At 62.0% G+C, this 23,807-nt stretch carries 22 protein-coding genes; 17 read left to right on the top strand and 5 right to left on the bottom strand.

Annotated elements, in window-relative coordinates; genetic code table 11:
* Positions 1-228: 228 nt before the first annotated feature.
* Positions 229-804: a hypothetical protein gene (locus PW947_RS00590; RefSeq protein WP_299628698.1), complete on the top strand. Its 576-nt coding sequence runs from the start codon at positions 229-231 to the stop codon at positions 802-804.
* Positions 805-833: 29 nt separating this feature from the next.
* Here PW947_RS00590 and PW947_RS00585 read toward each other — a convergent pair whose 3' ends face one another.
* Positions 834-2,255: a methyl-accepting chemotaxis protein gene (locus tag PW947_RS00585; protein WP_299628697.1), complete on the bottom strand. Its 1,422-nt coding sequence runs from the start codon at positions 2,253-2,255 to the stop codon at positions 834-836.
* Between the two features lie 287 nt (positions 2,256-2,542).
* Between PW947_RS00585 and PW947_RS00580 the strand changes: the two genes are divergently transcribed.
* The 5 genes from PW947_RS00580 (at position 2,543) to PW947_RS00560 (ending at position 9,572) form a co-directional block, all read left to right on the top strand.
* The gene (locus PW947_RS00580) at positions 2,543-4,084 is read left to right on the top strand and encodes a methyl-accepting chemotaxis protein (RefSeq protein WP_299628695.1); all 1,542 of its coding nucleotides are present in this window, start codon (positions 2,543-2,545) and stop codon (positions 4,082-4,084) included.
* Positions 4,085-4,328: 244 nt separating this feature from the next.
* Positions 4,329-4,943: a sigma-70 family RNA polymerase sigma factor gene (locus PW947_RS00575; protein ID WP_299628693.1), complete on the top strand. Its 615-nt coding sequence runs from the start codon at positions 4,329-4,331 to the stop codon at positions 4,941-4,943.
* Positions 4,918-5,970, top strand: a complete 1,053-nt coding sequence (locus PW947_RS00570; RefSeq protein ID WP_299628691.1) for a FecR domain-containing protein — start codon at positions 4,918-4,920, stop codon at positions 5,968-5,970. The genes PW947_RS00575 and PW947_RS00570 overlap by 26 nt, the downstream gene beginning before the upstream one ends.
* 78 nt (positions 5,971-6,048) lie before the next feature.
* Positions 6,049-8,544 (top strand): TonB-dependent siderophore receptor, encoded by a 2,496-nt coding sequence (locus PW947_RS00565; protein WP_299628689.1) that lies wholly within the window; start codon positions 6,049-6,051, stop codon positions 8,542-8,544.
* Between the two features lie 35 nt (positions 8,545-8,579).
* The gene (locus PW947_RS00560) at positions 8,580-9,572 is read left to right on the top strand and encodes an alpha/beta hydrolase-fold protein (protein ID WP_299628687.1); all 993 of its coding nucleotides are present in this window, start codon (positions 8,580-8,582) and stop codon (positions 9,570-9,572) included.
* A gap of 104 nt (positions 9,573-9,676) precedes the next feature.
* Here the strand turns inward: PW947_RS00560 and PW947_RS00555 are convergent, their stop codons facing one another.
* The 3 genes from PW947_RS00555 to PW947_RS00545 all read right to left on the bottom strand — a co-directional run bounded on the left by PW947_RS00555 (position 9,677) and on the right by PW947_RS00545 (position 11,216).
* The gene (locus PW947_RS00555; protein WP_299628685.1) at positions 9,677-10,213 is read right to left on the bottom strand and encodes a chromate transporter; all 537 of its coding nucleotides are present in this window, start codon (positions 10,211-10,213) and stop codon (positions 9,677-9,679) included.
* Positions 10,214-10,218: 5 nt separating this feature from the next.
* Positions 10,219-10,851 carry a chromate transporter gene (locus PW947_RS00550; protein WP_299628683.1) on the bottom strand — a complete coding sequence of 211 codons (633 nt, stop codon included), beginning with the start codon at positions 10,849-10,851 and terminating at the stop codon, positions 10,219-10,221.
* 179 nt (positions 10,852-11,030) lie between these two features.
* Complete coding sequence (locus PW947_RS00545; protein WP_299628682.1) at positions 11,031-11,216, bottom strand: hypothetical protein; 186 nt, start codon at positions 11,214-11,216, stop codon at positions 11,031-11,033.
* Positions 11,217-11,542: 326 nt separating this feature from the next.
* On the opposite strand from PW947_RS00545, the gene PW947_RS00540 reads away from it, so the two are divergent.
* Genes PW947_RS00540 through PW947_RS00510 form a run of 7 tightly spaced genes read left to right on the top strand, consistent with a single transcriptional unit; the run spans position 11,543 to position 18,074 of the window.
* On the top strand, positions 11,543-12,679 hold the full coding sequence (locus tag PW947_RS00540; protein ID WP_299628680.1) for an ABC transporter substrate-binding protein: 1,137 nt from the start codon (positions 11,543-11,545) through the stop codon (positions 12,677-12,679).
* A 10-nt stretch (positions 12,680-12,689) separates the two neighbouring features.
* On the top strand, positions 12,690-13,562 hold the full coding sequence (locus PW947_RS00535) for a branched-chain amino acid ABC transporter permease (RefSeq protein WP_299628678.1): 873 nt from the start codon (positions 12,690-12,692) through the stop codon (positions 13,560-13,562).
* A gap of 13 nt (positions 13,563-13,575) precedes the next feature.
* Positions 13,576-14,475, top strand: a complete 900-nt coding sequence (locus PW947_RS00530; protein WP_299628676.1) for a branched-chain amino acid ABC transporter permease — start codon at positions 13,576-13,578, stop codon at positions 14,473-14,475.
* The gene (locus PW947_RS00525) at positions 14,472-15,269 is read left to right on the top strand and encodes an ABC transporter ATP-binding protein (RefSeq protein ID WP_299628674.1); all 798 of its coding nucleotides are present in this window, start codon (positions 14,472-14,474) and stop codon (positions 15,267-15,269) included. Before PW947_RS00530 ends, PW947_RS00525 begins: the two co-directional genes overlap by 4 nt.
* Positions 15,266-15,979, top strand: a complete 714-nt coding sequence (locus PW947_RS00520) for an ABC transporter ATP-binding protein (protein WP_299628672.1) — start codon at positions 15,266-15,268, stop codon at positions 15,977-15,979. Before PW947_RS00525 ends, PW947_RS00520 begins: the two co-directional genes overlap by 4 nt.
* Entirely contained in the window at positions 15,979-17,589 is a 1,611-nt protein-coding gene (locus PW947_RS00515; RefSeq protein WP_299628670.1) for an AMP-binding protein, read from the top strand. Before PW947_RS00520 ends, PW947_RS00515 begins: the two co-directional genes overlap by 1 nt.
* Positions 17,590-17,621: 32 nt before the next feature.
* Positions 17,622-18,074, top strand: a complete 453-nt coding sequence (locus PW947_RS00510; protein WP_299628668.1) for a MaoC/PaaZ C-terminal domain-containing protein — start codon at positions 17,622-17,624, stop codon at positions 18,072-18,074.
* Positions 18,075-18,084: 10 nt separating this feature from the next.
* Here PW947_RS00510 and PW947_RS00505 read toward each other — a convergent pair whose 3' ends face one another.
* Entirely contained in the window at positions 18,085-19,287 is a 1,203-nt protein-coding gene (locus tag PW947_RS00505) for a PLP-dependent aminotransferase family protein (RefSeq protein ID WP_299628666.1), read from the bottom strand.
* A 166-nt stretch (positions 19,288-19,453) separates the two neighbouring features.
* Between PW947_RS00505 and PW947_RS00500 the strand changes: the two genes are divergently transcribed.
* The 4 genes from PW947_RS00500 (at position 19,454) to PW947_RS00485 (ending at position 23,744) form a co-directional block, all read left to right on the top strand.
* Entirely contained in the window at positions 19,454-19,921 is a 468-nt protein-coding gene (locus PW947_RS00500; RefSeq protein WP_299628664.1) for an Lrp/AsnC family transcriptional regulator, read from the top strand.
* 733 nt (positions 19,922-20,654) lie between these two features.
* A complete protein-coding gene (locus PW947_RS00495; protein WP_299628662.1) occupies positions 20,655-21,815 on the top strand; it encodes a DegT/DnrJ/EryC1/StrS family aminotransferase in 1,161 nt (386 codons plus the stop codon).
* 316 nt (positions 21,816-22,131) lie between these two features.
* On the top strand, positions 22,132-23,166 hold the full coding sequence (locus PW947_RS00490; RefSeq protein WP_299628660.1) for a dehydrogenase: 1,035 nt from the start codon (positions 22,132-22,134) through the stop codon (positions 23,164-23,166).
* Positions 23,163-23,744, top strand: coding sequence for a D-sedoheptulose 7-phosphate isomerase (locus PW947_RS00485; protein WP_299628658.1), 582 nt, complete (start codon positions 23,163-23,165; stop codon positions 23,742-23,744). Before PW947_RS00490 ends, PW947_RS00485 begins: the two co-directional genes overlap by 4 nt.
* Positions 23,745-23,807: the final 63 nt, after the last annotated feature.

Here is a 23,807-nt window from a genome sequence, read left to right as displayed (position 1 = left end):
ATTCAAAAAGTCGTACTGTCCACGCCGGCGCGCGCGCATGTCCGCAGCGGCGTGGCTGGCGCTCCGCGCATCTTACCAATTGTAAGCTCGCGAATGGCGCGCCCGGAGCGATCTGCGAGTCGACACTTTGTCGCAGACACTTCAGAATGACACGCAGTGCGTGACGCCCCGAAACGTGAATAAACACGGCTCTGTGCGAGTGACGGACCCACGTCAAGGAGACGCTTCGTGCGTTCGATCGCTTTATCGATGCTGTTGGGGACGACGCTGCTTGTCAGCGGATGCGCGCAGACCGGTTCGCAGAGTGGGGCGCTCGCGCGGCAAACCGGCGCGCAATTGCTGCCGCCCGGTTTCACGCAAGGTCCGGAGTCGGTGGATTTCGTGGCGTCGGCTTTTGTGCCGCCCACGCATGGCGTGATCATCGCGCACGGCGCTTTCCTGACGCGACACGCGACGTGGGTCGTCGTCGATTACGATGCCAAAACCCTATCGCGAATGGTGACGACCAAGGAATCCGATCCGAAAACGGAATTCCGCCTGACGCTCGACAGTCGCCGCGACGCGTCGCTAAGCGACGAAGAAGTCGAGACGATTCGCGCAAGCGCGGACACGGTCTGGCCGTTGCGCGGCTCGATCGGTTCTCGCCTCGTGTTCGACGTGACGTGGCATATCTATCTGATCGACGGTAAGACCGTGCGTCGCGATTCGGGTCCGGGATTTCCGACTGGCAACGGTCTCGCGTTGGAAACGACGATCGAGAACATCGCGAGCGCGCATCCGCAGGTCGCCGCCAGCGTGCGATAACACACGGTATCGCGCCACACCTCACCGAATCACGCGGGCTCGACCAGAAACGCCGAGATCGCCGAGCGCAGCGTTTGCGCCTGTTCGCGCAGCTTGCCGGACGCGAGCGCGACGCCTTTCACGTGTTCGACGTTGCCGCCGAGCGCGGTGTCCATGTCTTCCATGCCTTGACTGAAACGATCGACGTCGTGACTTTGCGCAGTCCCGGCTGCGCTGATCTGTTCGATCAGTTGCGCCACGCTTTCGACATGGCCGACCACGTGGCGCATCGCGTCGCCCGCTTGCGACGCGAGCGTCGAACCGTGTTCGACACGTTGCCGCGAATCGGCGATCAGCATGCGGATTTCGCGCGCCGCGTTTGCGCTGCGCTGCGCGAGTTTGCGCACTTCGTCGGCGACGACCGCGAAGCCGCGCCCATGATCGCCCGCGCGGGCGGCTTCGACCGACGCGTTGAGCGCGAGGATATTGGTCTGAAACGCAATGCCTTCGATGGTCGCGATCATCTCGCTCATCCGGTTCACGGCTTCGTCGATTTCGGTCATCTTGCCGACCACTTCGCCGACCGTCACACCGCTGCGTTGCGCGACGTCGGAGGTCTGTTTCGCGAGGTCGTCGGCGGTGGCGGCGTGAGTCGCGCTTTCGCGCAGACGTTCGGCCATCTGCGCCATCGCGAGATTGGTGGCGCGCAAACTGTCGGCTTGCGCGGCGATCTCGTGCAGCAACGCCTGGTTCTGTACCGCGATATCGTCCGATGAAACCGCCATCCGGTCGATGGTCCCGGTGATCTGCTGAAGCGCGCGATGAATCGCATCGAGCGTGCCTTTGAACGTGCGGCTGCTCGCGCCTTTGAGCGTCATCGGCGGAAAGCGCAAATCGAAACGGCCTGCTTCGCGCGACAAGGTTTCACCGAGCATTACCAGTTCGCGTCCGGTCTGCGCATCGGTTTTCATATGCAGCGCGATGAATACGAGTAACGCGGTTTGCGCGATCACGTAAGCGGCGTGCAATAGCACCATCGGCAATGACGGTTGCGTGAAGCAATACACGTCGAAGCCGCCGAGTTGCAGGTAGTTGAACGTGAAGTGATGCACGGCGATCACGACCGCCGCGCAGACGATGGGTCGCCAGTCGCGATACGCGAGCAGAAACGACATCAACGCGAAAATGCCGAAATGCAGTTCGGTGAGTCCGTGCGCCTGATGGATCTGCAAGGCCGCGAGCGTCATCAGGCTCGCAGCGAGAAACAGACGGGTGACGAGTGTGCCGGTGGCCCAATGCGCGAGCGCCGAGCCAATCAGCGCAACGGGTAACGCGACCCAGAAGACGGCGGGCCAGGTGTCGGTGCGAACGGCGAGCAGACATGAAATGGCGACGAGTCCCCAGACCACGAGGATCATCAACCGGTCGGCTCTTGAATAGAGTGCATATAGCAATGCATCTGTGGATTTCATCACGGCCCCGTGTACGCGTTCAGTCTTTTTAGTTTTAGCGAATGGCGCGACGCCATTTTCTGGTCTCTCATCCAGCTTTGCTGCGCGACGCGGATTGATCATACGAACAATCAAATTTCGAAGCAAGCCGTGTCGAGGCGGATGCCTAACTACCCGGTTCGCACGGATGCGTGACACATTGACGGCCATCTGAACCGGCACAATAAACTTTCCCGCCGCGCGGCCGATATCCAGACGTACGCTGCCATCAACCGGATGGCCTCTACCTTTGGAGTGCCTGCTAAATCATGTTTTCCCGTCTCTCGATCAAGACCCGCATCTCGATGACGGTCGGCTTGCTCGTCGTCCTGTTGCTCGGTGTCGGCGCGCTCGGCCAGTTCGGCACCAGTGCCGGCAAGACCGCGCTGCATGCGACGTATTCGGTGCAACTCGCGTCGGCCGTCGCGATGGGCGACAGCAAGTACAACCTCGCGATTGCGCGCGTGTCGCTGGATCGCGCACTGCTGCATCCGGAGTCGCCGGATGTGAATGCGCTGATCACCAAGACGCGCGGCTATCTGAAGACGTCGAAAGACGCGTTGGCGCGCTATCTCGCACAACCGCACGACGCCGACGAACAGCGCCTCGCCGATACCGTATCGGCCAATTTCGACAAGCTGCTGAACGACGCAATCGAGCCGACGATGCAGGCGCTGGAGCATGGCGACCCGAAAACCGCCGACACGCTGACGATGACCGTGACGCCGGTGTTGTCGCTTGCGTTGACCAAAAGCACCGAGCAGCTGAACAGTTATCTGCTGAGCCGGGGCGCGGCGAACTACGAAGGTTTCGACGCGACGCTGAAAACCTTGAGCGTGCTGTCGGGCGCGCTGGCCTTGCTTGGCGTGGCACTCGCGATTGCATGCGCGATCGGCTTGAAACGCGCGATTTCGGTGCCGCTCGGGCATGCGTTGCGTGCGTGTTCGGCGATTGCGCGCGGCGATCTCGCGCATCGCGTCGAAGTCGGCGGTCACGATGAAATGGGCGAACTGATGCGCGGTCTCGCATCGATGAAAGATGGTCTGGCGCTTACGGTGTCGTCGGTGCGGGACAGCAGCCAGACGATGGTCATTGCCACGCAGGAAATCGCGACCGGCAACGCGGATCTCTCGCGTCGCACCGAATCGCAAGCCGCCGCGCTCGAACAGACTGCGGCGAGCATGGAAGAACTGACCGCGACCGTCAAACAGAACAACGCGAACGCGAGCCATGCAAGCGAGCTTGCAAAAGCGGCGTCGGGTATTGCGGCGACTGGCGGCGGCGTGATGGATCGCGTCGTGCAGACGATGGCCGACATCAACCGGGAGTCGGTACAGATGTCGACGATCATCGGCGCGATCGAAGCCATTGCTTTTCAGACCAATATTCTCGCGCTGAACGCGGCTGTCGAAGCGGCACGCGCAGGCGAACAGGGACGCGGATTCGCGGTCGTCGCAAGCGAAGTCCGGATGCTGGCGCAACGTTCGGCCAGCGCCGCGCGCGAGATCAAGGAGCTGATTCAGGCGGCCGCCACGCGCGTCAACGACGGCACGGGACTGGTCGAAAGCGCGGGCTCGACGATGCTCGAAATCGTCCGTTCGATCCAGCGTGTCAGCGACATCATGAGCGAAGTCGCAGCGGCCTCCGGCGAGCAGAGCGACGGCATCGAGCAGGTGAATCGCGCGGTCGCGCAGATGGATGAAGTCACCCAACAGAACGCCGCGCTGGTCGAGCAGACGACAGCCGCCGCGCTATCGCTCGACGAGCAGGCGCGCGTGCTGCAAAAGGCGGTGGCGCGCTTCGAAGTCTGATCGAAGCGGGATTCACCCGCGTAAGTCACGGAAAGAAAAGCCGCGAACGTCGATACCCGACGTTCGCGGCTTTTTGTTTGGGCGCGGGATGGACCGCTGCCGCTAACAAGTCGCGTAGTGCCGGATGCGTTTTGTGATCGTGTCTTTGCAGAAAGCTTGCAATTTTGCTTTCAAACGAGAATAATTCGCATTTGCATCGTGTCGTGCGTCGGGCCGACAATTCTCTGCGGCTGAGCGCAAAACCGTGCCTATTCAAAACAGTCTCGCCAGTGCATTCGTGATGCACTACCAGTCGCTGATCGCGTTCGCGCGGCGTCGCGCAGCGTCGGCCGAGGCTGCGGCGGATATCGTGCACGACGCGTTCGTGCGGATCGCGACACTGGATGCGCCGGAACGCGTACTGCAACCGCAGGCGTTCTTTGTCAGGATGGTCGAGAACCTGGTGATCGACCGGTTTCGCGAGCAGCGTGCCGCGGACACGGTGATCGTCGCCGGCTTCGCGAGCACCGACGAGCCGCCCGATTATCCGAGCGACGCCGCGCGTCCCGATCTGCTCGCTCAAGCTTCCCAGACTGCACATCGGATCGACATGATCGTCGCTGCGTTGCCACCGCGTTGCCGCGAAGTTTTCCTGTTGCGCAAGATCGACGGCCTGTCGCACGACGATATCGCCGCGCGTCTGAATATCAGTCGCAATATGGTCGAAAAACATTTGCGCCGCGCGCTGCTCGCGTTTCAAAACGAGACCGGCGACGCTCAGCCAAACGACGACGCTTCGTCGGGCACGGCTAGAATAGCGGACCCCCAGCCCTCGGCTTCACGACCCCGCCACGATGACGCTTCGCACCATGACGCCTGAACGACGCGACGCGACATCGCCGGTGAATCCGGACGCAAAGAGCCCGGCGCGGCTCAAGGCGGAAGCCGCTGTGTGGATCGTCAGGCTCGACTCCGGCCGCGTGACTCGCGACGATAGCCGGCTGGTGCGCTGGCTCGCGCGCTCGGATTCACACCGGCTTGCGTTCGATGCCGCGTTGACGACATGGCGCGCGGCCGTCGAACAACAGGCCGACGTAACCGCGCTCGCGCCCGACGCGTCGCGCAAGCCGACGCCCGCCCGCAGTCACGCGCGCGCGTGGTGGCGGCCTCGCGCGTTCGTGTCGGGATTTCGCATTCCGGTCATGGCGTCGGTCGGGGTCGCGGCGCTGGCCGTCACGGTCGTGACGGTCGTGCGTCAACCGGATTGGGCGACGTCCACCGGCGAGCAGCGTCTCGTCGCGCTCGACGACGGCAGCACGGTCAAGCTCGACGCGCAAAGCGCGATCGACGTCAGATACACCGACGGCGAACGACGCATCGTGTTGCGCCAGGGCCGCGCCGCGTTCGTCGTCGCGCACGGCGACTCGCGGCCGTTCGTGGTCGCCGCGCGCGACGGCACGACCCGCGACATCGGCACTGCGTTCCAGATCGATCGTCTGGACCCGGGCAGCGACACGCTCGCGCCGGTCGTCAGCGTCGTCGTGACGGGCGGCCGGGTGCAGGTCGCGACAGCCGGCGGCAGCGAAACGCTGGGTATCGGCGAGGCCGCGCAGTATCGCGGCAGTGCCGCGCCCGCGCCGCTGCAACAGACCGACCTCGCCGCATTGACCGCCTGGCAGAAAGGGCGACTGCGTTTCGACGACGTGCCGTTGCGCGACGTACTGCAATCGCTGAATCGCTACTATCCGCAGCACTATCTGGTCGCGCGCGGACCGGCGGCCGCGTTGCGGGTGTCGGGCAACTTCAATCTCGCCGATCCGGCCGCCGCGCTCAACACGCTGTGCGACGCGTTCGGACTCGACCGTCTGACGGTCGTCGATCGCCTGATCGTCCTGACCAGAAAATAATTTCTAAAACGACCTCCTGTTTTTGAAGGCTGCTTCGTCTAGCAGACATAAGGCCTTCAATTACACGGGGAAACCATCTTGTCGAAGTTGCATTTACAACCGTCAGAACCGTCGCGCCACGCGCTGCAATCGCATACCGGCGCTCACGCCACACGCCGTTTGCGTCATCGCCTGATCTATCGCGCCGTACTCGCGACGCTGATGCTCGCGCCGGTGGCGCACGCGCAAACGAGCGCGGCGGAGGGTGCCGGTTCGTCGGTGCTGGCCGCCGGCGTGCACGACTTCCAGATCGCGCCGGGCTCGCTCAATAGCGTGTTGAACGCGTTCGCGGATGTGAGCGGCGTGCAGATCGCCTACGCCGCGGAGTTGACGGTCGGTCGTCAGTCGCCGGGCGTCAAAGGACGGATGACGAGCGCGAACGCACTCGATTCGCTGCTCGCCGGAACGGGTTTGACGGCGCGTCAAGGCGCGCACGGCAGCATCGTGCTGACCGCGAAAACGGCTGATGCCGCAGCTTCCGACGAGGTGTTGCCCGAGGGAAAGACCTTGCGGCCGGTCGTGGTCAAATCGACAGCGCTGGCCGCTGCTGATGCGACCGTGAGCCGCGCCGGAACCAAGACGACGACCGCGCTCAAGGACACGCCGCAAGCGGTGTCGGTGATCGAGCGCGCGCAGATGGATGCGCAAGGCGTGCAAAGCGTCGCGCAGGCGCTGCGCTATTCGGCGGGCGTGGTCGCGGAAGCGCGCGGTGTGGGCGAGCGCTACGACAGCGTGATGTTGCGCGGTTTCGGCGGCTTCGGCGGCAGCGCGAGCTATGTGAATTTTCTCGATGGACTGAAGCTCGGACGCGGTCTGTCGTACGCCGTGCCGCAAATCGAGCAATACGGCTTGCAACGGCTCGAAGTGTTGCGCGGACCGAGTTCGATTCTTTACGGTCAGGCGAGTCCAGGTGGCGTGATCGTGATGGAAAGCAAAGTGCCGGAAGCCAATCACGTCAACGAAGTGGACGTGGCGGCGGGAACCCGCAATCTGTGGCAAGGCTCGTTCGACCTGGGCGGCAAGCTCGACGACGGCAAGGTCATGTACCGCTTCGTCGGTCTTGCGCGCGACGCCGATACGCAAGTGTCCGGCACGAAAGAGCGCCGGATCTACTTCGCGCCTTCGGTGACGATCAAGCCCGACGCGAACACGTCGCTGACGATTCTGGCCAGCTATCAGTACGATCCGGAAAACGGCTACTACGGCTTTCTGCCGCGCTACGGCACGGTATCGGCCAATGCGAACCGGATGCTCGGCAGCAGCTTCAACGACGGCGATCCGAACTTCGATACGTACAAGCGGATGCAGGCGTCGGTCGGTTACCAGTTCGAACACCGCTTCGACGACGTGTGGACCGTGCGTCAGAACGTGCGTTACATGCACATGTGGTCGAACTATAAGACCGTGTATTCGAGCGGCTATACCGACTCCACGCAGCGTTATCTGAATCGGCTGACGAGTGCGTCTTACGAGCACGTCGATAGCCTGTCGGTCGACAATCAGGCCGAAGCGCATTTTCATACCGGCGCGCTGGAACACACCGTGCTGTTCGGCGTCGATTATCAGTTGACGATGGCCGATCGCACGCTCGCATCGGGTAAAGCCGCGTCGCTCGACATCCTGAATCCGGACTACAGCGTCGCGATCGCCGATCCGAAGACAGCCAGCTATACGCGCCAGCGCACCGACCAGCTCGGTCTGTATGCGCAGGATCAGGTGCGTCTGGGAAAGTGGTCGTTCGTGATTGGCGGTCGTGAAGACTGGGCGTCCACCGATGCGAACGAGCTGATCAAATCCACCAGCACGCATCAATACGATCGCGCGTTCACGTGGCGTGGCGGCGTGCTCTATTCGTTCGACAGCGGGATCACGCCGTACTTCAGCTATTCGCGTTCGTTCCAGCCGACGACCTCCGGCACGACCTCGGACGGTGCGGCACTCAAACCGTCGACGGGCGCGCAATACGAAGTCGGCGTCAAGTATCAACGGCCGGGCAGCGCGAGTTTCACGACCGTGTCGCTGTTCGATCTGCGTCAACGCAATGTCTCCACCGTCGATCCGGACAACAGCAGTTACCGCGTGCAAACCGGGCAGGTGAACAGTCGCGGCGTGGAAGTCGAAACGCATCTTGCGTTGACCGACTCGCTGAATGCGATTCTCGCGTACACGTACACGAGCGCGTATGTCGCGTCGGCTAACGACACGTCGCTCGGTCATACGCCTGCGGCCGTGCCGCGTCAGATGGCGTCGGCTTGGCTCGATTACACGCTGCAAGGCGGTCCGTTGCGCGGTCTCGGTTTCGGCGGCGGAGTTCGCTTTATCGGCAATACGTATGGCGCCGCGGACAATTCGTTCAAGGTCAGTTCGTACACGCTATTCGACCTCGGCGCGCATTACGACTGGCGCAACTGGCGCTTCTCGGTCAGCGCATCCAATCTGTTCGACCGCGAATACGTCGCTGCCTGCGCAAGCGCGACGCAGTGCTTCTACGGGCTGCGACGCACGGTGATCGGCCATGCGCGTTATCAATGGTAAGCGCGCTCATGCGGATTAATCGTAACGGTACGCGCGTGAAATCGCGACGCGTCGCGGGCTGGTTGCGCGGCGTGGGCGTGGGTATGGGTATGGGTATGGGCGTTGGTGTGGGCGTCGCGCTCGGCGCGATGTCCGCGCCGTCGACCGCGCATGCCGCGCCTTTGCAGTGTCCGGCCGCGGAATCGCCCGCGCCGGATTCCGGTCTCGCGGTGATGCCGGGCGTGCTCGGCTACACGATGCAATCGGCGGTGAACGGACAGCGTTACCGGATCTGGATTCATCGGCCGTCCGCGACGGTTCAGGCGCCGCCGGGCGGTTTTCCTGTGCTCTACGTGCTGGATGGCAACGCGACCTTCGTGCTGGCCGCGCAGGCGGCGCGCTTGCAGGAACGCGTGACGGGCGGCCTGATCGTGGTCGGCGTCGATGCGCCGGGCAATGCGCTGTTCGATCTACCGTCGCGGTATCGCGATCTGACAAGCCTGGCCCCGCCCGATGCATGGGGCGTTCCGCGCGGCAAGGACGGCGCGCCGCTCAAGACCGGTGGCGCCGATGCGTTTCGCGAAGTCCTCGTCGATGAAGTGCCTGCCGTGGTCGATGCGTGCGCGCATGCGGACAGACAGCGAACCACGTTGTTCGGACACTCGCTGGCGGGGTACTTCGTGTTGCATACGATGTTCACGCATCCGGACAGCTTCGGACGCTATATCGCCGCGAGCCCTTCGATCTGGTGGAACGATCGAGCCGTACTCAAGGACCTGTTGTCGTTCGGAAGCGACACGAAAAAATCGCTTCATCTGATGGTGGGCGGCAGCGAGCAGACGCTTGCGGACACTGCTACGGCAGCGCGGGTGGAACGCGTCACGCACGCGGCAATGAACGACAACGTGCAAGCGATGTATGCACGGCTCAAGCAGACGCACGGCAACGACGTCGATGTATCGCTCGATGTGTTCAGCGGCGCGAATCACGTGTCGTATCTTCCTGCCGCATTGAGTGAGGCCGTGACGGAAGCGGCCGCGCAGCACTGACGACGGAGGTCGAACGTCGAACGTCGAACGGTAGCGCGGGACCGGTTGTTTAACGGACGGTCCCGCTGGTTCGCCAGTTTATGTTCCCGCACAGACTCTCGCGCTTAAACCAGCCCGAAGAGATGCAGCGCGATAAACAGCGACGCGCCCGCGGCGATCAGGATCAATGCATTGATGCGCGTCGTCATCACGACGACGGTTGCGACGAGCGCGGTCAGTCGCGCAATCCAGCCGCCGTCCAGGCCTTTGAGCAGCACATAGACGGCGGCCAGAATCAGACCTGCGGCGACCGGGCGCAAACCCGCCTGCAATGCCTGGGTCCAGCGCGCATCCTGATGCGTCTTCCAGAGATGCGCAATGCCGACCATCAGGAAGGCGGTCGGTCCGAACAGGGCGAGTGTCGCGACGATCGCACCGGTGGCGCCGCCGACCTGCCAGCCGATCAACGTCGCGAGCAGCGATCCCGGACCCGGCGCGACGCGTGCAATCGCGAAGTCGCTGACGAATTGCGCATGCGTCATCCAGTGGTGCACATCCACGACCTGCCGTTGAATCTCGGCAACGATCGCCTGTCCGCCGCCAATCGTCACGATCGACAGCGGTGCAAATACGGAGAACAGCGCGGCGAGTGTTTTCGACATGACCGTCACTCTTCCGCTGATTGCGCGGCGGTGGTTTTCGGCAGACGGCCGAGTCGTACGTATTCGTATGCGATGTTCGCGCCGCCGGCAATCAGCACGGTCCAGACCAGCGGCCAGCGCAAGATCGCGACTGCGCCGAAAGTCACGGCAAACACCGCGAACGTTACGATGCGACGCGGCAATCTGCGCACCGCCGTAATCGCCATGAATCCGGACAGGCCGATTGCGGCCGCGGCGGCGCCCGCAAGCGCGACATGCGTGAGCGGATATCCGGCAATCGATGTAAAGAACACGCCGAGCATCACGATCACCACGGCGGGCGGAAAGATGATTCCGCAAAAACCGGCGAGCGCGCCGCGCCAGCCAAGCAGTTTGTAGCCGATCCAGATCGCGAGGTTCTTGACGTTGACGCCGGGCAGCGCCTGCGATAGCGCGAGTCCGTCGAGAAACTCTTCTTCCGTCAGCCAGCGTCGTTGCTGGACGAATTCGCGCAGGAACCAGCCGCTCAAACCGCCGCCGAAACTCGTCAGCCCGATTCGCGCGCAAATCAGAAACAGCTTGAATGAGGTGAGTGGCGGCGAAAGCGCTGTGTCCGCGTGTGTGTCGTCGGTGAGGCGTGGCTCGCGGCTTTCTTTCATTCCCGATACCGTTGCGTGTCGATGTGAATGTCTCGAGGCGCAATTGTAGGGTATCGCGGAGCGTGCGCGCGGCGGGGCGCTATGCACGTGCGAACGCGACGGTTCGCACGTGGATCCTGCGGTGACGCTGCGGGTTAAACACAGGCGCGACCGCGGATGAGACTACGGACGAAATCCGCTTACTTCGGGCCGTCGTCGTGGTGGTCCTGATGCGGTGCGGGCGCGTGCTTCTTGTGCACCGGAGGCGGCGGCGGACGACGCTTGTGCGTCACGTGATGCGGGGGCGGCGCGTCCTGACCAAACGATGCAGTCGCGAACAGTCCTGCCGAAACAGCCAGCAGCGTACCGATAACCAGTGACTTCATGCAAACTCCTTGAGGGACCCGGCCGTCAGAAATCGGCCGGCGACCGGCAATTAGGCCAAATTCCTTCGCAGCGCGGATTACCGTTTCTTTCCAATGCACACGACGTTTTGCACGATGCGACGCGCTGCTGTGCGTGAGCGGCCCGTGTCGGTGGAAACCCGAACTTCATCGCTGCGGAATCCCCACTTCAGCGAAAACAAATTGTTACCTGCGCGACGCTGACCGACACTGGCGTCGAGCTTCGGCACACGCATCGTGCCGGACATACATCGATGAATCGGCCGCCACGACGGTCGATCGACACCTCGGTGCAGGAGACACGACATATGTCATCGAACAGACGCCGGCTTCTCGCCGCGTGGTTGCTGTTCGCCGGTACGGTTCTCAACGTGCGTGCGCACGCAGACGACGGCGAGTTGAAGATCGGCGCGTTGTTGCCGATGAGCGGTCCCAATGCCGAATACGGCCAGACGTTCGGGTCCGGCGCGGATCTGTCGGTCGCGCATGTGAACGCCGACCATCTGCTCGCGCAAAAGCTCGTGTTGACCTACGAAGACAGTCAGGCGCTGCCGATGCAAGGCGTGCTCGGCATGAACAAACTGGTCAACGTGTACGAGACGCCATTCGTGCTGACCGGCTTCACCGGCATATCGAAAGCGATCGCGCCACTGGCGCGCCGCAATCAGACCGTCGCGGTCAACGGCGGCGGCGTCGGTCCCGATCTCGCGCAACTCGGTCCATATTTCTGGAACGTGATCCCGCTTGCGAACTCGGAAGTGCGCGCGATCGTTCCGTATCTCGTCAACGAGCGAAAGCTCAAGCGCTTCGTGCTGATCTACGTGGACGACCCGCTCGGACAATCGATCAGTCAGGAACTCACGCAGGATTTGCCGCCCGCGGGCGGAGAACTGGCCGCATCGTTCGCGGTGCCGGCGGGCGCGCAACAATTCGGCGGCGTGGTGGCGCGCGTGCGCGACGCCAAACCTGATTTGATCTTTATCGCCTCTTACGGCGCGCAGCAATCGCAGATCGTCAAGCAGTTGCGCGATAACGGCGTGCCGCAACAGATTGCCAGCTACTCGGCATTCAGCATTCCCGCGATCAACGCACTGCCCGAAGCGAAGGGCGCGTTGTATACGACGCAGCGTTTCGACTGGAACGCGCCGGACCGTCTGACGCAGCGTTTCGTGTCCGATTACCGGCAGAAATACGGTCGCAAACCGACTGCGTACGCAGCGAACTACTACAACGCGGTGCGTCTGTTTGCGATTCTCGCCGCGCAACTGGAGCACGACAACAAACCCGTCACGGGACGCAACCTGCTCGACGAGCGGCAGCGTTTGCAGCATTTCGATCTGGTCGGCGGAAGCGTGTCGTTCGATGCGAACGGCACGGTGCGCGCACCGATCCAGGTCAATGAAATCGACGGCGCCGGTGGCACGGTCGTTTCCACTACGCGCTGACGGAGGCGATATGTTGCTGCTACAACTGTTTGTCAACGGAATCGCACTCGGCGCGCTGTATGCGCTGACGGCGGGCGGCTTCTCGCTGATCTTCGGCGCGACGCGGATTTTCCACTTTGCGCATGGCGCGGCGTTCATGGTGGCCGGTTACGGGTTCTACGAAATCTACGCGAAGCTGCACTGGCCGTGGTACGTCGCGCTACTGATCGCGGCGGTGGCGACCGTCGCCTTCGGCGTGCTGCTCGACCGGCTCGTCTACACGCCGATCAAACGCCACGACAACTCGTTTTTCACGCTATTTGCGGGCGCGTTCGGCGTCGGCATCATCGTGCAGAACCTGATCGCGTTCTTCTTCGGACGCGGCTTCGTCGCGATTCCGACGCCGCTGTCGAAAGGCGTCGAACTGCTCGACGGTCTGTATGTCGCGCCGCTTGCAGGGATTGCCGTGATCGTCGCGCTGGTCGCGTTCGGCGCGCTGCATGCGTTCCTGTCGCGTAGCCACACCGGCATCGCATTGCGCGCGCTTGCCGACAGTCCCGATCTCGTGCGCGCGTACGGCATGTCGCCGCAACGGTTGTCGCAGGTCGCGTTCGCGCTCGGCTCGCTGCTGGTCGTGCCGGCCGCGATCCTGAGCGGATCGAGTGCGGGCCTCAATCCGTCGGTCGGCAGTCACGTGATGCTGATCAGTCTGGCGGCCACCATCGTCGGCGGTGTCGGCAGCCTGCGCGGTGCCGCGTGCGCGGGCTTTCTGCTTGGACTCGCGGAAAGTCTCGCGCTCGCGTGGTTCAGCTCACAGTGGAGCGAAGCGGTGGTGTTCGTCGTGTTGTTCCTGTTCATCCTGTTCCGTCCGTTCGGCTTCTTCGGACGTGCGATGGTTCACTAGGCGAGGGCGTTCCATGCTGGCTTATTTGCAGAATCTCGCGGTGCTGATCTGCGTGAACGCGATCCTCGCGATGACGCTGAACTTCCTGATGGGCTACGCGGGCATTTTCTCGCTCGCGCATGCCGTGTTCTTCGGCGTCGGGGCGTACACGGCTGCGTTTGTCGCGATGCACGTCAGTCCGTCGCTGTTCGTCTGCACGTTCGCGGCGATGGCGCTCGCGGGTGCGCTATCGCTCGCGCTTGCGTTGCCAGCGCTGCGGGTGCGCGGCGAGTATTTCGTCGCGGCTTCTCTCGGCTTGCAGATGCTTGCCGTGACGGTGTTTTCCGAATGGCGCTCGGTGACGGGCGGGCTCGGCGGCATCACAAATATTCCGGCCGTCGAAGTGTTCGGCGTGCCGGTCGAAACGGCGAACGGTTTTTTCGCGCTGGCCGTGGGCTTTCTGATCGCGGTCGGGCTGGCGATCGCCGTGCTCGTGCGCTCCAGTTTCGGCCGCAACCTTCAGGCGATCCGCGATAGCGAATCGGCGGCGCTCGCGCTCGGCAAGAACGTGTCGGCGATCAAGACGCTGTCGGTGGTGGTGGCCGCGGCGCTCGCAGCGACGGCCGGTGTCGTCTACACGTTCTATCTGAGCTTTATCAATGTCGAAGGCTTCACGCTCGATCTGTCGGTGTTGCTGATGGCGATGGTGATTATCGGCGGTACCGGCTCGCTGTTCGGGCCGGTGGTCGGCGCGGCCCTGCTGATGTTGCTGCCCGCCGCGCTGAGTTTCGTGCCGGGGCTGCCGCAGGCGGAGGTCGGACTGGTCCAGCAAGCGGTGTACGGGCTCGTGATGGTGTTGCTGATGATCTACCGGCCCGGTGGCATCGTCGGTAAAGGGAAACGGCGTCTGACGTCGCGGGAGGCTGCGCAATGAGCACGCTTTCGAATCCGGCAACGCTCGACCCGGCCGCCACGCCCGATGCGCGTCCGGTGCTGCTCGCGGTGCGCAATCTCGGCAAGCGCTTCGGCGGCTTGCAGGCGGTGTCGGATGTGTCGCTCGAATTGCGCGCGGGTATCGTCACGACGCTGATCGGCCCGAACGGCGCGGGCAAAACCACGCTGTTCAACCTGATCACCGGCCACCTGACACCCACTTCCGGCGACGTGCTGTATCAGGGGCGCTCGATACTCGGCCGGCAGCCGTGGCAGATCGCACGGGAAGGCGTGGGCCGCACGTTTCAGGATCTGCGGCTGTTTTCGCGAATGACGGTCGAAGAGAACATCCTGACCGCGATGGAGCACAGCGCGTGGCTGTGGCAACCGGGTGGCCGCGCGGCGGCGCGTGAGCGTGCCGACAAGGTCGCGCGGATTCTCGACGCGACCCATCTCGCGCCGCTCGCGCAGTCGCGTGCGATCGACCTCGCGTATGCGGAGCGCAAGTTTCTGAGCGTTGCACGGCTAATCGCCAGCCACGCAAAAATCTGGCTGCTCGACGAACCGGCATCGGGCCTCGATCCGCGTTCGTACGACCGCTTCGTCGCGTTGTTGCGCGCGCAAGTCGCGGGCGGCGTAACGGTCTGCATCATCGAACACAACCTCGATGTGGTGTCGAACGTATCCGACCGCGTCGCGTTTCTCGATCAGGGCCGATTGCTCGCCGAAGGCACGCCGCGCGACGTGCTCGACGATCCGCGCCTCGCATCGATCTATTTTGGGGAGACCGCATGAGCACGCCGATTCTTCAGACGCGCGGCCTGAAAGCGGGTTACGGCGGACGCGCGGTGCTCAACGGCATCGATCTCGAACTGCGCGACAACGAAGTGCTGTGTCTGCTCGGTCACAACGGTGCAGGCAAATCGACGCTGGTGAAGGCGCTATTCGGGCTGATGGCGCCGAGTGCCGGCGATGTGCTGGTGGACGGCGCAAAGCGTGCGCAACAGGGTGTGCGCGCATCGACGGCGGCGGGTATCGCACTCGTCCCCGAAGGACGCGGCGTGTTCCCGAGCCTGAGTGTCGCGGAGGTACTGCGGCTGGGCTTGTGGGCGGCGAACGTGCCGCAGGCCGAACAGTCCGCGCGGATCGACTGGGTCATCTCGGTGTTGCCTGCCATCGGGACGTTCTACAGGCAGCGTGCCGGCTCGCTGTCAGGCGGTCAGCAGCAGATGGTGTCGATCGGACGCGCGTTGCTGTCGCGACCCCGTTGCCTGCTAATGGACGAACCGTCGATCGGTCTTGCGCCGAAACTGTTTCAGGATCTGCTCGGCCCGATCCGTCAATTGCAGCAGGACACGCGCATGTCGATCCTGCTGGTCGAACAGAACGTGCGGGAAGCGCTGAAAGTCAGCGACCGCGTCGCGGTGATGAAGTCCGGCGCGCTGATTCGCGAAGCGTTGCCGTCCGATCTCGATACCAACGCCAAACTGATGGAGCTTTACTGATGACCGCGCTTCCGACGCTCAATGCGTTGCTCGATGCGAATCTGGCCGCGCATCCGGCGCGCACCGCTTTCATCGACGGCGACGCGACGCTCAGCTACGCGCAATTCGACGCGCTCGCCGAACAGGGCGCACGCTGGCTCGAAGCGCAAGGTATCGGCGCGGGCGATCGCGTCGCGGTGTGGCTGGTCAACCGGATCGAATGGCTCACGCTGCTGTTCGGCGCGGCGCGGATCGGCGCGACGGTCGTTGCGGTGAACACGCGTTATCGCCGGCTTGAAGTGCAGCATATTCTGGCGAAGTCGCGTGCAAAGCTGCTGGTTTTGCAGCTCAATTTTCGCAAGATCGATTTTCCGGCGGAGTTGCAGGGCGTGTCGCCCGACGCGCTGGCGGCACTGGAGACGATCGCGGTGATCGACAGCGATCACGCGACGCCTCGCTCGCTGCTCGGCAAGCCGGTCGTCGCGTGCGACTCGCGGCGTTTTCCCGCGACGCGAATTCGCCGCGATGCCGAGCGCGCGGACGCGCCGCTGATTCTGTTCACCACGTCCGGCACGACGAAGGCGCCGAAGCTGGTGATTCATCCGCAGCACACGGTGGCGGGGCACAGCCGGCGCGCGGCGCAAGCATACGGTTTCGACGCGCCGGGCGCGGCGATGCTGGCGGCGTTGCCGTTCTGCGGCGTGTTCGGTCTGAACGGCGCGCTGGCTGCGTTCGCGGGCGCGGCGCCGGTCGTGCTGATCGATACGTTCGACGGTCCCGAGGCCGCGCGGCTGATTCAAACCCATCGGGTCACGCATACGTTCGGCAGCGACGAAATGTATCGCCGTCTGTCCGACGCGGCGCATGGCGATCGGCCGTTTCCGTCGGCGCGCGTGTTCGGCTTTGCCGCTTTTCAGCCGGGCGTTTCGCACCTTGCGTTGCAACTCGCCGCACGCGGCATTCCGCTGATCGGGCTGTATGGATCGAGCGAAGTGCAGGCGTTGTTCGCATTGCAGAAGCCGGAATCGCCGTTCGAACACCGGATCGAAGGTGGCGGCGTGCCAGCGGCGAGCGCCGCTCGCGTGCGCATTCGCGATATCGAAACGGGCGAGTTGCTGCCGGTCGGCAAAAGCGGCGAGATCGAGATCGCGTCGCCGGGGAATTTCACTGGTTATCTGGACAACCCCGACGCGACTGCCGACGCGTTGACCGACGATGGTTTCTTTCGCACCGGGGATATCGGCCGCTTGCGCGAGGACGGCAGCTTCGTCTACGAAACCCGCAAGGGCGACGCGATCCGGCTCGCCGGTTTTCTCGTGAACCCCGTGGAGATCGAAGACGAACTCAAGTCGCTCGACGGCGTGGACGACGCGCAGGTTGTCAGTATCGAACTGGACGGGCAACCGCGACCGGTTGCATTCGTGATCGCGCACGCGGGCCAAACCGTGCACGCGACGGAAGTCGCCGATGCGCTGAAGCCGCGCATGGCGCTATTCAAGGTGCCGGTTCGGGTCTGGAGCATCGATGCGTTTCCGGTCACGCAAAGTTCGAATGGCGTGAAGATCCAGCGCGCGCGGTTGCGTGAAATGGCGGTGGAGCGTGTCCAGGCCGAATGCGCGGCCGGCCATTGATGATCCGCTCAACCTGTGAAGGAGACTGACCGATGACGCATTCGCTTTTCTTCGAAGATTTCGAAGTGGGACAACATTTTGAAAGCGGCGGACGAACCATCACCGAAGCCGATCTGACCATGTTCTCGATGCTGTCCGGCGACTGGAATCCGATTCACGCCGACGCCGAATTCGCGCGCACGACGCGCTACGCGCAACGCGTTGTACACGGCACGCTCGGTATTGCGATTGCGACCGGCATGCTGCATCAACTCGGCATTTTTCACGACAGCGCGGTCGCGATGATGTCGTTGAACGACTGGAAGTTCGTCGCGCCGATCTTCGTCGGCGATACGCTGCGGTTGAGACTCGAGATCACCGCGCTCGACGGCGGCAGGAGTCTGCGCGTCGGCAAACTCGGTCGCCGCTTCGTGATGTTGAACCAGCGCGACGAGATCGTTCAGGACGGTCATAGCGATCTGCTGATCGCGAAACGCGGCGCGTAGCGGCCATGCTTCAGCGGGCGAGCGCGCTTGCGACGGTACGCGCGAGCCGCCGGATCGCTGCGTCGATCTGCGCCGGATCGACGCTCGAAAAACTCAGTCGCAAGGTCGCGGTGTCGCGCCCGTCCACGTCGAATTCCGAACCCGGCACATACGCGACGCCGTTTTCGATTGCGTCGAGCAACAGACGCGTTGTATCGATCGCCGCGTTCAGACGCACCCAGATGAAGAATCCGCCTTCGGGTGCATTCCACGTCGCATACGGCGCGAGATGCGCGTGCAACGCGTCGAGCATCGCATCGCGACGCGCGGCGTAACGCCGCCGTACTTGCCCAATATGTGGATCGATTCCGCGCGCCAGCAATCCCGCGACGATCGCTTGCGACAGCGTGGACGGTTGAAGATCGCTTCCCTGACGCAGCAAGGTCAGCAGAGAAACGATATGCGCCGGACCGACGACCCAACCCACCCGCAAACCCGGTGCAATTACTTTCGAAAACGATCCGGTGTACAGCACGCGGCGCGCGTCGTCTGCTGCGTGCTCGCTGTCGAGTTGAAGCAGTGTGGGCGGTAACGCACGTTCGGAAAACGCGATCTCGCGATACGGGCTGTCTTCGACGACGAATAGATCGCGTCGACGCGCAGTCGCGAGCAGCGCTTTGCGCGCGTCGATGTCGAGGACATCGCCGGTCGGGTTCTGGAAGTCGGCCATTGCATAGATAAACTTCGCGCGATGCGACGCGTCGTCATTCGATGCGTTTTCAACTGTTTCGTCCAGCGCCATCACGTTCGCACCGCGCGCACGGAATGCCTGCAATGCGCCCGGATAGGTCGGCGTTTGCACGAGCACCGTGTCGCCATCATCGGCAAGCAACTGACAGATCAGATCGAGCGCCTGTTGCGCGCCGGCGGTAATCAGGATGTTCGACGCGTCGCACGCGACGCCGCGCTCACGCATATACGACACGAGTAATTCGATCAGCGCCGGATCGCCTTGCGAGGCTCCATATTGAAGCGCGTGCGCACCCTTCATCGAATCGTCAAATGTCGCGCCGATCATGCTTGCAATCTCCGTTGCCGGAAACAGACTGGAATCGGGCTGGCCGGGTCCGAGCGAAATCAGACCGGGTGTGGCGCTCGCGAGCGCTTCGAGCTTGCGGATGCCGGACGGCGATAACCGCGCGGAGACGCGTGACAGCATGGGATGTTCTGACATGACGAGGACGTTGGCGGGTGGGTGAATGGCTGCACTTTGCCGTCGGCACAGTGCGATAAGTCTGTAAAGTAATGGAATGACATGTGGAACTGGTGCTATTCAGTATTGTTTGTGATAAAACGCGGTGAAATAGCGCAATAACCGACTTTATCGCAAGGAAAAGCCCGTGATCGACGACCGTGATCGACGAATTCTCGCCGCGCTTGCCGCCAACAGCCGGATCAGTTTCCGCGACCTCGGCGAAGCGGCAAGTCTGAGCGCCAATGCCACTGCGGAGCGGGTGCAACGTCTGATCGAAAGCGGCGTGATCTCGAAGTTCTCGATCGAGATTCCGGCTGCACTATTAGGACGGCCGTTGCAGGCGTTTATCGATGTCAGGCTGCAACCCGGCACGACCATGGCTGCGTTTGAAAAGGCCCTCCAACGCATGGAGGCCGTGATGGAAGCCACCGTGCTGACAGGCACGTTCGACGCGCGCTTGCGCATCGCCTGCATCGACCCGGAGCATCTGAACCGGATCATCGAAGAGTTGCGCGGCGCGTGCGGCGTGATGGAAACCAATAGCGCGATCATCTGCCGTCAACTGCAACTCGACTCGCGCACGCACGGCGTGGCCCGTTTGCCACTCAAATAACGCGCTTCCCTTACGATATTTTTGGCGCATTATTATTTTTCGCCACCCCGATATTATAAAAAATATGCAAAACGCGTATTTTATTTTGCAATGATCGCATTTTGTTATTTTTGGGTGTTTCGATATTTATCGTATGAATTTTAATTCGCGATTCGTATTATCTTAATTTTTGCGTTTGAATATTCGCGGTTTGCGAGTTTTAATGTGTGGCAGACAACATTATTTTAACGGTGTCTCGGAACATCAAAAAGCATCAAAAGGCGGTTGGTGATATTCGTATTTCGCGAATTTAAGTGGATTATCTCGGTGATTTTCTGGATTAGCGAGTTCGCAATAAAAGAATAAATGTCGAAATAATACTCGCTGTTGTCTGGAGGACAGGTAAAGTATGCCGTAGCCTTCAACCAGGCTCGCGCCTCCTGGTGGTCAGGAGACGGAGGCAAAGGCCTGAGGCGGGAAGTCATTTTTACCGCATCGAAGTCGTTCATGGCTGGGCGAAGCTTGTCCCCGTATCGTCGATAGCGCGCGCTTTGCCGGAATCGTTCATTCCCATCGAGACAGCCCCTTTATGAGGCGTGGAGGATCCTTGCGTTGTGGTGAAAGAGAACGTCTCGCGTGAGTGCGCCAGCACACATATTAAACCTGATTTTCGCTAGTTTGTTTTGTCTGGCCCAACTACGTAAGCCGTGTAATTTATAAAAGGCGAACTTTCAGTCCCAAGGATGGAAGTGAAATGACCTATAAATACCCAGTCTATCGTCCCTATTTCAATGGACGAGAGAAAGATCTGGTGATGGACTGCATCGAGTCAACCTGGATTTCATCGAGAGGCCGTTACATATCCGAGTTTGAAACGCGATTTGCCAACTGGCTCGGCGTACGCCGGGCGACAACCGTCAGCAATGGCACGGTGGCGCTGCACGTGGCGCTCCATGCCCTTGGTATCGGACCCGGCGACGAAGTGCTGGTGCCGGCCTTGACCTATGTCGCTACCGCGAATGCCGTCCGCTACACCGGCGCGACTGTCGTACTTGTCGATAGTGAACCTAACTACTGGCAAATGGACATTCGCGACGCGGAGTCGAAAATCACGGCTCGGACCAAGGCCATCATTCCGGTGCATCTGTACGGGCACGCAACGGACATGACGGCGCTGATGGCGCTCGCAAGACGGAAGTCGCTGTTTGTGATCGAAGACTGTGCCGAGGCGATCGGGACGCGCATCGAGGGCCGCAATGTGGGCACTTTCGGCGATCTCGCGTGCTTCAGCTTCTTCGCGAACAAAACGATTACGACGGGCGAGGGCGGGATGGTCGTCAGCAATGACGACCGGTTGGCGGATCGCGTGGCGCAGCTGAAGTCGCAGGCTGTGTCGACGAGCCGCGAGTACTGGCACGACGAGATCGGCTTCAACTACCGGATGACCAACATGTGTGCGGCGATTGGCTGCGCGCAGATGGACATGGTCGACGAACTGATTGCCCGGAAGCAGCGTATCGCCGACTGGTACAAGGAGTTCCTCGAAGGCGTGCCGGTGCATGTACATGAAACCCAGCCCGACACTTTCCATAGTTTCTGGATGGTGTCGATCCTGACCCAGGATGCGAAGGATAGAGATCCGTTGCGCGACATGCTGAAAGAATTCGGCGTCGAAACGCGGCCGCTTTTCCATCCGATTCATCATCTGGACATGTACAAGGAGGCGCATGCGCGATTCCCGGTTGCGGAAGATCTGTCGTCGCGCGGTGTGAACCTGCCGAGTTATCCGGCCCTGATGCGAGGCGATGTGGCAACGATCTGTGCACCGATCCGCGCGTACTTCGAAAGAATGGGCAATGTGCGCGAAACCGTTTCCGCACTGCGCGACGCGTTCGAGGTGAAAGCGAGCGCCTGAGTGTCTCTGTAGCGCTGGAAGCGGACCGGCTCGAACGGTTCGCTTCCAGAAAGCTTCTGCTGTTCCCGTGCTGTTGTCTTGAGCTTTCCCCGCAGTTGTCTTGAGTTTTCCTTGAAGCCGCTCGCCGACGATGTCAGTCCCGTGACATCGAATACATCGTGGCGTGGAATGCATTTGCGTGAAATGGTAGTGGATTTGGAATAGTTAGGATTACGAGGCGAGACATTTTAAGCGCTTCGAAAGGTACTTTCGTATTGATCTATCCATCGAATTTCTAACCTGCGATCACCGGCAACGGCTGAGCAAGGAGATGTCAATGTCCCGCTTCATCGCCCGCTCGCGCGCGCCTCTCCGTTTGGGTTTAGCCGGAGGTGGCACCGACGTACCCCCTTATTCGGACCGTTATGGCGGTCTGGCGCTCAATGTGACGATCGGCAAGTTTGCGTATGCGTCGATCGTGCCGCGCGATGACGCGAAGATCGAACTGGTCGCATCCGACAACAAGGCACGCTGGATCGGCGAAGTGCGCAGCGAATTGCCGGTGATGGATGGCCTCGCACTGCATGCGGGCGTCTATAACCGGATCGTCCGGCAGTTCAACGGCGGACATCCGCTGGCGGTTTCGGTGACGACGCATTCTGAAACGCCGCCCGGCTCGGGACTCGGATCGTCATCGACGATCGTAGTTGCACTCGTGCGCGCATTTTGCGAACTGCTGTCGTTGCCGCTCGGCGAATACGACGTCGCGCAACTCGCGCACGACATCGAACGTGTCGATCTGGCGCTGGCCGGCGGCAAGCAGGACCAGTACGCGGCGACCTTTGGCGGCCTGAACTTCATGGAGTTCTACGGCGACCGCGTGATCGTCAATCCGTTGCGCATCAAGCAGGACACGAAGGCGGAACTGGAGGCGTCGCTGGTGCTGTATTACACCGGCGTGTCGCGAGAGTCCGCGAACATCATCAAGGAACAGAGTGCCAACGTGGTCAGCAATGTGACCGACGCGGTCGCCGCGTTGCATGAAGTGAAAGAAGAGGCGACACGCATGAAAGAGGCGGTTTTAAAGGCCGATTTCACCGGATTCGCCAATTCGATGCGTGACTCGTGGGATGCGAAGAAGCGCATGGCCAAGAATATTTCGAACTCGTCGATCGACCATGTCTACGGCATTGCGCTGGCTGCGGGCGCGAAGGCGGGCAAGGTCTCGGGTGCGGGAGGCGGCGGATTCATGATGTTCTTCGTCGATCCCATTCATCGCTCGCGTGTGATGCAGGCGCTTCAGGGCTGCAACGGCGAGGTTTACTCATGCACGTTCACCGATGTGGGCGCGCATTCCTGGAGAGTGATGTGACGATTACGGTGCAAAACGAACTGGCGCGCACGCTATCGGTACTGAGTGCACTGGCCGCCGACTCACATCTGACCGGCGAACTCGAACGGCTCGCGGTGCAGATCACGCGGGCATTCAAAAGCGGCAGCAAGGTCTTGCTGGCCGGTAATGGCGGCAGTGCGGCCGACGCGCAGCATATTGCAGGCGAGTTCGTCAGCCGCTTCAATTTCGACCGGCCCGGCTTACCGGCGTTTGCATTGACGGTCGATTCGTCGGTGATGACGGCAATCGGCAACGACTACGGTTATGAGCGGCTATTCGCGCGGCAGGTCGAAGCGACGGGCAAGCCGGGCGACATCCTGTGGACCTATTCGACGTCTGGCCGCTCGCCGAATATCTTGCGCGGACTGGAAGCCGCGCACGCGATCGGCATGTTTACCGTGGGCTTTACCGGAACGGGACCGGGCGCGGCGGAAATGCTGTCGCGCACCGACCTGTGCATCCAGATTCCGTCACCGGATACGCCGAAGATTCAGGAAGGGCATCTGGTGTGCGGCCATATCGTGTGCGGCCTCGTCGAACAGAGCATGTTTGCATGAGCGCGCTGCCACCGTGCCTCGTTCTTGCAGGGGGTCTGGGTACGCGGTTGCGCTCCGTACTTG

The sequence above is a fragment of the Paraburkholderia sp. genome, from assembly GCF_028283785.1.
Lineage (GTDB): Bacteria > Pseudomonadota > Gammaproteobacteria > Burkholderiales > Burkholderiaceae > Paraburkholderia.
This window is presented reverse-complemented; position numbering and strand designations above follow the sequence as displayed.

What these genes read in the sequence shown, in the direction of transcription:
- PW947_RS00540 (WP_299628680.1), top strand. Translation starts at nt 11,543, where the DNA reads ATGTCATCGAACAGACGCCGGCTTCTCGCCGCGTGGTTGCTGTTCGCC.
- PW947_RS00525 (WP_299628674.1), top strand. Translation starts at nt 14,472, where the DNA reads ATGAGCACGCTTTCGAATCCGGCAACGCTCGACCCGGCCGCCACGCCC.
- PW947_RS00550 (WP_299628683.1), bottom strand. Translation starts at nt 10,851, where the DNA reads ATGAAAGAAAGCCGCGAGCCACGCCTCACCGACGACACACACGCGGAC.
- PW947_RS00510 (WP_299628668.1), top strand. Translation starts at nt 17,622, where the DNA reads ATGACGCATTCGCTTTTCTTCGAAGATTTCGAAGTGGGACAACATTTT.
- PW947_RS00505 (WP_299628666.1), bottom strand. Translation starts at nt 19,287, where the DNA reads ATGTCAGAACATCCCATGCTGTCACGCGTCTCCGCGCGGTTATCGCCG.
- PW947_RS00555 (WP_299628685.1), bottom strand. Translation starts at nt 10,213, where the DNA reads ATGTCGAAAACACTCGCCGCGCTGTTCTCCGTATTTGCACCGCTGTCG.
- PW947_RS00570 (WP_299628691.1), top strand. Translation starts at nt 4,918, where the DNA reads ATGACGCTTCGCACCATGACGCCTGAACGACGCGACGCGACATCGCCG.
- PW947_RS00535 (WP_299628678.1), top strand. Translation starts at nt 12,690, where the DNA reads ATGTTGCTGCTACAACTGTTTGTCAACGGAATCGCACTCGGCGCGCTG.
- PW947_RS00520 (WP_299628672.1), top strand. Translation starts at nt 15,266, where the DNA reads ATGAGCACGCCGATTCTTCAGACGCGCGGCCTGAAAGCGGGTTACGGC.
- PW947_RS00495 (WP_299628662.1), top strand. Translation starts at nt 20,655, where the DNA reads ATGACCTATAAATACCCAGTCTATCGTCCCTATTTCAATGGACGAGAG.
- PW947_RS00585 (WP_299628697.1), bottom strand. Translation starts at nt 2,255, where the DNA reads ATGAAATCCACAGATGCATTGCTATATGCACTCTATTCAAGAGCCGAC.
- PW947_RS00530 (WP_299628676.1), top strand. Translation starts at nt 13,576, where the DNA reads ATGCTGGCTTATTTGCAGAATCTCGCGGTGCTGATCTGCGTGAACGCG.
- PW947_RS00545 (WP_299628682.1), bottom strand. Translation starts at nt 11,216, where the DNA reads ATGAAGTCACTGGTTATCGGTACGCTGCTGGCTGTTTCGGCAGGACTG.
- PW947_RS00515 (WP_299628670.1), top strand. Translation starts at nt 15,979, where the DNA reads ATGACCGCGCTTCCGACGCTCAATGCGTTGCTCGATGCGAATCTGGCC.
- PW947_RS00580 (WP_299628695.1), top strand. Translation starts at nt 2,543, where the DNA reads ATGTTTTCCCGTCTCTCGATCAAGACCCGCATCTCGATGACGGTCGGC.
- PW947_RS00490 (WP_299628660.1), top strand. Translation starts at nt 22,132, where the DNA reads ATGTCCCGCTTCATCGCCCGCTCGCGCGCGCCTCTCCGTTTGGGTTTA.